Source organism: Deltaproteobacteria bacterium (genome assembly GCA_030654105.1).
Taxonomy (GTDB): Bacteria; Desulfobacterota; SM23-61; order SM23-61; family SM23-61; genus JAHJQK01.
Map to the genome: position 1 here is coordinate 1 of JAURYC010000068.1, position 7,479 is coordinate 7,479.

The 7,479-nt window shown below is 49.1% G+C and carries 8 protein-coding genes and 1 riboswitch; of the genes, 7 read left to right on the forward strand and 1 reads right to left on the reverse strand.

The genetic code is table 11. From position 1 onward, the window contains the following. The 4 genes from Q7V48_02715 to Q7V48_02730 form a co-directional block, all read left to right on the forward strand. A partial coding sequence (locus Q7V48_02715) for a heavy metal translocating P-type ATPase (GenBank protein MDO9209649.1) occupies positions 1 to 1,149 on the forward strand: 1,149 nt, incomplete at its 5' end. 173 nt (positions 1,150 to 1,322) lie between these two features. Continuing rightward, a complete protein-coding gene (locus Q7V48_02720; GenBank protein ID MDO9209650.1) occupies positions 1,323 to 1,523 on the forward strand; it encodes a heavy metal-associated domain-containing protein in 201 nt (66 codons plus the stop codon). 207 nt (positions 1,524 to 1,730) lie between these two features. Beyond that, positions 1,731 to 2,195, forward strand: a complete 465-nt coding sequence (locus tag Q7V48_02725) for an Rrf2 family transcriptional regulator (protein ID MDO9209651.1) — start codon at positions 1,731 to 1,733, stop codon at positions 2,193 to 2,195. A gap of 141 nt (positions 2,196 to 2,336) precedes the next feature. Beyond that, a riboswitch (SAM riboswitch) is annotated at positions 2,337 to 2,451 on the forward strand. A 257-nt stretch (positions 2,452 to 2,708) separates the two neighbouring features. Then, positions 2,709 to 3,896: a homocysteine biosynthesis protein gene (locus Q7V48_02730; protein ID MDO9209652.1), complete on the forward strand. Its 1,188-nt coding sequence runs from the start codon at positions 2,709 to 2,711 to the stop codon at positions 3,894 to 3,896. Positions 3,897 to 3,974: 78 nt separating this feature from the next. On the opposite strand, the gene Q7V48_02735 is transcribed toward Q7V48_02730, so the two are convergent. Continuing rightward, on the reverse strand, positions 3,975 to 4,961 hold the full coding sequence (locus Q7V48_02735) for a TGS domain-containing protein (GenBank protein MDO9209653.1): 987 nt from the start codon (positions 4,959 to 4,961) through the stop codon (positions 3,975 to 3,977). A gap of 75 nt (positions 4,962 to 5,036) precedes the next feature. Between Q7V48_02735 and yedF the strand changes: the two genes are divergently transcribed. The 3 genes from yedF to Q7V48_02750 all read left to right on the forward strand — a co-directional run. Further along, a complete protein-coding gene (yedF, locus tag Q7V48_02740; GenBank protein ID MDO9209654.1) occupies positions 5,037 to 5,630 on the forward strand; it encodes a sulfurtransferase-like selenium metabolism protein YedF in 594 nt (197 codons plus the stop codon). 91 nt (positions 5,631 to 5,721) lie between these two features. Continuing rightward, positions 5,722 to 6,402, forward strand: a complete 681-nt coding sequence (locus Q7V48_02745; GenBank protein ID MDO9209655.1) for a nitroreductase — start codon at positions 5,722 to 5,724, stop codon at positions 6,400 to 6,402. Between the two features lie 144 nt (positions 6,403 to 6,546). Beyond that, positions 6,547 to 7,479 (forward strand): DUF3365 domain-containing protein (locus tag Q7V48_02750; protein ID MDO9209656.1); only part of this gene is annotated, 933 nt, incomplete at its 3' end.

Sequence of the window (7,479 nt, forward strand, 5' to 3'; positions counted from 1 at the left end):
GCCCTTACCTACGGGCTGCTCAACTTTGTAGCGGTTTTGATTATCGCCTGCCCCTGCGCCCTGGGCTTGGCCACCCCCACTTCCATCATGGTAGGAACCGGCAAGGGGGCGGAGAACGGGGTTTTGATTCGCGGGGGGGAAGCGCTGGAAACCGCCCATAAGATCACCGACGTTGTGATGGATAAGACAGGAACGCTGACCAAAGGCCAACCCTCGATTACGGATATTGTTCCGTTTAACGGTCAGAGGGAAGAGGAAATCTTGCGCTATGCCGCCTCGGCAGAGAAGGGTTCGGAGCATCCTTTGGGAGAGGCGATTGTCAACCGAGCCAAAGAAAAGAACATCCCTTTAATCGATCCCAAAGATTTTAAAGCGATTGCCGGTCATGGAATTGAGGCCACCATCGATAACAAGTCGGTCCTGATGGGGAATGCCAAATTGATGAATGATCGAGGGATATCTTTGGGGGATCTCGGAGGGAAGGCCGAAGAACTATCCCATCAGGGAAAGACCCCTATGTTTGTGGCCATCGACCAAAACCCGGCCGGCATCATCGCCGTGGCCGACACCCTGAAGGAAAATTCTCAGGAGGCCGTGAAGGCCCTCCAGAAGATGGGGATCGAGGTGGTGATGATTACCGGAGATAACCGGAGGACGGCTGAGGCCATCGGGAGGCAGATCGGAATCGGCCGAGTCCTGGCCGAAGTTCTCCCAGAGGGGAAAGCGAATGAGGTGAAAAAACTTCAGGCTGAAGGAAAGAAGGTGGCTATGGTGGGAGATGGCATCAACGATGCTCCGGCTCTGGCTCAGGCGGACGTAGGGATTGCCATCGGAACCGGAACCGATGTGGCCATGGAATCCGCGGATATCACCTTGATCAGCGGTGATCTACGGGGGGTCGTGACGGCCATTGCCCTCAGCAAAGCCACTCTCAGAAACATCAAGCAGAACCTCTTTTGGGCTTTTGCTTACAACTCTATCTTGATCCCAGTTGCGGCCGGCGTTCTCTTCCCTTTCTTCGGCATTCTTCTGAATCCTATTTATGCCGCGGCCGCCATGGGGCTTTCTTCGGTAACCGTTGTGTCCAATGCCTTGAGGTTGAGAAGGTTCAGGTCGCCGATGGGGGGATCGCCTTATTTTCGGGCGTAAAAATGATTGCGAATCAAAAGGTTGAGATTCAATTTTTGTAAAAGGGAAGAAGCCCTCAGGAGGGGCAGGGTATCTTTTTGCCAGCTCGACCATCTGAAGAAATGATTGCAGATTCTCTACAAGGGTATTGAATGGGGAAGAGGCAGATAAAGTTCTTCATAAGGAGGAAGACAGTGGAAAAAGCTAAAATTCAAGGAATGACTTGCCAGCATTGTGTGATGTCCGTAACCAAAGCATTGAGCTCGATCCCCGGTCTTACGAACCTACGGGTAAATTTGGTGAAGGGGGAGGCTACCTTTGAAAATCCTCAGAACGTTTCCCCGGAAAAAATCCGCAAGACCATCGAGGATGCTGGATATAAGGTCGTCGAATAAAATGGTTTTAAAATGCTTTTCTTGCCTCCCTTCACTTTTATATTTCTTTAGTATTTTCGATCCGATGGAGGCAGGAAGATGCTTCCTTCTCCCCAATCTTTAGGAATTTATAACTGAATATACAAAGTGAAGGAGGGCGAGAATGCTTTTATCTTGACATTTTTAATAAAGTTTTATATAAGGAGCCCATATCGGCGGGAGGGTGTTATGAAATTATCAACCAAGAGTCGGTATGGAGTCCGGGCGATTTTTGACATCGCCTACCATTCGGGAGGATTACCTACCCAGATCAAAGAGATCTCTAAACGTCAGGAAATTACTCCCCGGTACTTGGAACAGATTTTTCAAAAATTAAAACGGGGGGGCATTGTGAAAAGCATCCGTGGCCCCAAGGGGGGATATTATTTAGCCCGAAAACCCGAGAAGATTGCGGTGAGCGATGTAATCCGGGCCGTGGAAGAGTCAATGGAGCCTGTTTTCTGCGGCCGGCCTTCTAAAGGAAGGAAAAAATGTCGGAGGGAAAGGAACTGCGTCGCCCAAGTGATCTGGCAGGAAGCGGGGAAACGCCTCTCTGAATATTTTGACTCTGTTTCAGTGGAAAAGATGTGCAAAATGGCCAAAGAACTGGGGATCGAGAAACAACTGGATCACCGTTTTATGTATTTTATTTGAAAGAGTTAAAATGCTAGGTTGATTCATTCTCCGGGGGCATCCTGCCTTAGGCGGATTCGGAACGGAATATTTAAGGAGGATTTTTTCGAGAATAAAAAATTTATCTTGACAAGGATTATCGAGTTCAGATAAAATATAAACGTCTTATTCAGAGTGGTGGAGGGACTGGCCCGAAGAAACCACAGCAACCGGTCCCGCTTAAGGCGGGATGCTGGTGCTAATTCCAGCAAGGTAGTGATACCTTGGAAGATAAGATCGGATTGGACAAACCCAAGCCCCTTCTTATCAACCAAGAAGGGGCTTTTTTTATTTCCAAAGAGAGGAGGTGGAAGCGATGGATCGGGAAAGCAATATGAGTGAAGAAGATATGGAGATGCGTAATTTTTTCAAATCAACCCTTAAAATCTATCCTCCTCTCAGAGGATCTGCTGTCCCGAGATGTACTTGCGAAGGAATGGTGACAGGAGGCTTTAAAAATATTGAGAGGGGAGGGAAAGAAAGGAGCAGGAAAGAATGAATCCGCACAAGGTTAATAAAACCATTGCTGAGATTAACGAGAAGATACGGAAAGGCAAGGCTGTTGTAGTCACGGCGGAAGAAATCATCGATATCGTCGAGGAAAAAGGAGTAGTAAAGGCAGCTTTGGAAGTCGATGTGGTTACCACCGGAACCTTCGGCCCGATGTGTTCTTCGGGGGCTTTCATGAACTTCGGCCATTCCCAGCCGCGGATAAAAGCGGCGAAAGCCTGGTTAAATGATGTCCCAGTTTTTGCAGGGATGGCGGCAGTAGATATCTATATCGGAGTAACCGAACCTTCAGAAGATGATCCTCTGAATAAAGTTTTTCCCGGGGAATTCAAGTATGGGGGAGGGCATGTTATCCAGGATCTCGTTGCCGGCAAAACATTGACTCTCCGCGCCGAAGCATACGGTACGGACTGCTATCCCAGGAAAAAGCTGGAGAAGGAGATCACTGTAAAAACGGCCCAAGAAGCGTTTCTCTTCAACCCCCGCAATGCCTACCAGAATTATAATTGTGCGGTCAATTTATCCGATAAAACGATTTATACTTACATGGGAGTATTGCGTCCGAAGGGGGGAAATGCGAACTATTGCAGCGCCGGGCAGTTAAGCCCCCTCTTAAATGACCCGCTTTACCAAACCATCGGGATTGGTTCGAGGATCTTTCTCGGCGGGGGACAGGGGTTTATCGTCTGGCGGGGCACGCAGCATAATCCCAGCGTGAAAAGGGGTGCCAACCAGGTACCCAGAACGCCAGCCGGGACGCTTTCCGTGCTGGGGGACTTAAAGGAGATGAGTCCAGAATGGCTGGTGGGAGCCAGTTTTCAAGGATATGGCTGTACGTTAATCGTAGGGGTGGGGGTGCCCATTCCTCTCTTGAATGAAGAAATCGCCCAGTATACGGCGGTGAAGGATGAAGACATCTACACCCAGATCGTGGATTACAGTAAGGATTACCCGGAAGGAGGTCCCATCCAGAGCTTAGGTGAGGTGAACTACAAGCAGCTCAAGGGCGGAAAGATTAAATTCAACGGGAAAGAAATTCCGAGCACGCCGCTGTCCAGTTATCCCAAGGCGAAGAAGATTGCTGAAATCCTGAAAGATTGGATCCAGAAGGGAAAATTCTTATTAGGCGAGCCCCAGCAAGGGCTTCCATCAGTCAGCCAAAGTAAAACTTAAAACGCAAGGCGTAAGGCGTAAGGCTTAACGTGAGGGGGGGGTATTCTTTCACCACTCACGACTTACGCCTTACGGTCTTTAGGTATGCAGTTCAACGACGTCCCCGTCTTTGAGCACATAATCCCGCTGGACCATCTGCCCATTATATTTTTCCTTGGCCCAAATGCGAGCGAATTTTAATTTTTGAGCAAAATCTTTGTGAATTTGAGCAGCAAAATCAAGGATTGTGCTTCCTTTGGGCAGGATAACCGGGTCTTGTAAATCCGCGGGCTTGCCTGGAGCTTTGGTGTAGGCGCGGACCGTATCCAAGATGCCAAAGATATCTTTTTTTAGCTCATCCAGATTAAGGTTTTCCTGGGCGGAGACACACAAGACGGGGTAAATTTCTGAAAATTCTTCTAACAATTTTCGGCAATGCACCTGGGCTACCTGAAGGTCGGCCTTGTTACCGGCGAAAACAGCCCTTTTATAAAAAAGACCAAACTCTGTCCTTTTTTCTTCCCCTTTCTTTAGAATCCTGATCTTACGGTGATCCAGTTCTTCGAGGACAAGTTCGATCTGGGTCCGGCAGTCTTCGGTCAAATCCAGGACGATCACCAGAGCATCGGCGTTGCGGATGAGGTTGAAAAGGCCCGACTCAGCGTATTCGTCCATCAAGGGGGGAGTGTCCACCATTTGAATTTGAATGTTCTCGAATCTCATCATCCCCGGCAAAGGTAGACGGGTAGTGAAAGGGTAGTCGGCAATCATCGGAAGGGCGTTGGTTAATGAGGCCAAAATTTGAGATTTGCCCCCGTTGGGCAACCCCACCAACAAGACCTGGGCTGCTCCCTCTTTTCTGACGACAAAAGGGTCAATTTGCCGGGAGGTTGAAGGGCGGCGTTTCGCTTCTAATTTATGTTGGGAAAGGCGTTTGCGCAGCTGGGCGATAAGTTTATCTGTCCCTTTATGATGGGGGATGATCGCCAGCATATCTTCCAAAGCCAGGACCTTTTCTTCGTTGGTCCTTGCTAGGCGGTAACGTTCTTCGGCTTCCTTATATTGGGGAGGAAGGTTGGCAGGCATAAGGCCTCTCAGAGCCAGATATTTTATGCTATATTACAACAAGCAGAAAGAAGACTCAAGAGAAGAGAGGGATGAATGAAGCGGATCGATTGTCGGGGACTGGCTTGCCCCCAGCCCGTCATGGAAACGAAAAAGGCCTTGGAAGATCAGGAAGCCGGAGAAGTTGTGGTTCTAGTGGATAACGCGGGTTCAAAAGAAAATGTGCGCCGGTTTGCTGAAAGCCAAGGGTGTCGAGTAAGCGTGGCTGAAGAAAAAGGCACATTTTTTTTGACCATTAAAAGAAGCGGAATGAATAGATCCGAAAAAGCCGAAGCGAGACAGGGCCAGGTTGCCACCGACTTAGCCATTTTCATCGATGCTGATTCTCTCGGCCGAGGTTCAGAAGATTTAGGAAAAATTCTGATGCGATCCTTCCTGCAGACGTTAGAGCAATCAGAAACCAACCTGAAGAAAATCATTTTCGTGAATAACGGTGTAAAACTGGCTTGCGCGGGATCCGAAGTTCTGGAGGACCTGCTGGAATTCGCCGCGAAAGGTGTGGAGATCCTATCCTGCGGAACTTGTTTGGATTATTTCGGAGTAAAAAAGGATCTGAAAGTGGGGAAAGTCTCGAACATGTATGAGATCCTAACCTCATTAATTCAAGCAGGGAAGGTAATTAAGGTGTAAAGCCTAAATCATTAGACCTAGCCGAAAAGTTCCGAGTTTCAGGTTTCGAGTTTTAAATTTTATTAAAGCGATCAGAGGGGATGAGATCGAGATGAATGTGAACGATGCTGTGGAAACCAGGAAAAGCATTCGCGCTTTCCTTGAAAAACCTGTCCCCTTGGAAATTTTGCAAGAGATTCTTCGATCCGCTTTCCGAGCACCTTCTTGGGGTAACACCCAGCCCGGAAAGGTTACGGTCGTAGGGGGAGAAATCTTTCAAACCATGATCAAAGAATTCGTGCAGGAAGCATCAGCCGGGGAAGCTCCTCGGACGGACGTGGCCATTCCTAAAGAATGGCCAGAAGTGTTGTCCCGGCGTTATAAAGAAAATGGAAAACGGTTATTTGAGTTGTTGGGCATCGGGCGAGGGGATAAGAATGCAAGAACTAGGCACATGCTGAACATGTTCAAATTTTTTGGGGCTCCTCAGGCTATCTACATCCATATCGATGGAACCCTGGGGCCATACTCCATATTCGATGCTGGCTTGTTGGCCCAGAATATTGCCTTGTTGGCTGCCGAAAAATATTTGGGTACCTGCTTTATGGCTACTTCGGTCTGGTTTGCGGACGTTGTCCGACGTTACACGGGTATTCCTGAGTCAGATCAAATTGTCATCGGCATGGCCATCGGGCACCCGGATTGGGATGCACCGGTCAACCGTTTCCGCAGCGAGCGGGAGCCTTTAGAAGCAGTCGTCCGGTGGGTGAGCCAAAAACCGAAAGGGTTCTGAATGGGACAATTCAGAAAACTTTAGGCTCATCTCTTCTTCTCCTCCAATCTCTCTTTCCATTGTAATTTTACCGGCCATGACTTTTTTGAGCATATTTGCTATATTGTTTTTCGCGTCCAGGAACATCGCGCTTGGAGGCCGAAGATGAATTGGACCCTGGGGACGAAGTTTCTGCTGGCCATCGGGCTGGTCATCGGGCTTTCCATTGGGGGAATTTTTTATTGGACCTCCCACAAACAAGAAGAATATATATTACAGCAAGTGGAGAAACAATCTCGGATCCTTGCCCAGCAGATCCTCATAACCCGGCAATGGGTAGCCAAACACGGCGGCGTATTTGTAGAAAAGCTGCCCGGAGTAAAGACTAACCCTTACCTAAAAGACGCGGAGATTCAAGACCAAACCGGGAAGATCTATACCAAACGGAACCCGGCTTTGGTTACGCGGGAGCTATCGGATTTTGCCGAAAAGGGGGGACTTTATAAGTTTCGGGTGACCAGCCTCCGGCCTTTGGATCCTAAGAACTCACCTGATGACTTCGAACGCTGGACCCTCCAGGCCTTCGAGCAAAAAGATCTCCCCGAGGCCCACCGTATTGAGCAAACCCCGGAAGGAAGGACTTACCGCTACATCGCCCCTTTGCTGGTTGATAGGTCTTGCCTGCAATGCCATGAGGTCCAGGGCTATAAAGTAGGCGACATAAAAGGGGGAATTAGCATCATGATCCCCATGGATGAAGCCGATCGGGCAATCAGCTCGAACAACTGGACACTTTTCCTTTCCGGACTGGGGATAATGGCGGCTGTCATTTTTACTCTCTACCTGCTGATTCGGCGATTAGTGATCCAGCCTGTTCACCAACTAAAGGAAGCTGCCGTGCGGATCGGCGGAGGATATGACCCGGCCATCGGCCAGGTAAAAACCGGCGATGAGATTGAGTCTCTAAGGCTAGCTTTCCAAGAAATGGATATGCGCCTGCAGGAATCGAGGGATCACCTGGAGGAAAAGGTCCGGGCGGCCACCAAAGACCTGGAGGAAGCCAACCTGAAGCTCCAGGAGCTGGATCGGCTGAAATCT

Coding starts and splice junctions, on each gene's coding strand:
- Q7V48_02730 (MDO9209652.1), top strand. CDS start 2,709: ATGAATCCGCACAAGGTTAATAAAACCATTGCTGAGATTAACGAGAAG.
- Q7V48_02745 (MDO9209655.1), top strand. CDS start 5,722: ATGAATGTGAACGATGCTGTGGAAACCAGGAAAAGCATTCGCGCTTTC.
- Q7V48_02725 (MDO9209651.1), top strand. CDS start 1,731: ATGAAATTATCAACCAAGAGTCGGTATGGAGTCCGGGCGATTTTTGAC.
- yedF (MDO9209654.1), top strand. CDS start 5,037: ATGAAGCGGATCGATTGTCGGGGACTGGCTTGCCCCCAGCCCGTCATG.
- Q7V48_02735 (MDO9209653.1), bottom strand. CDS start 4,961: ATGCCTGCCAACCTTCCTCCCCAATATAAGGAAGCCGAAGAACGTTAC.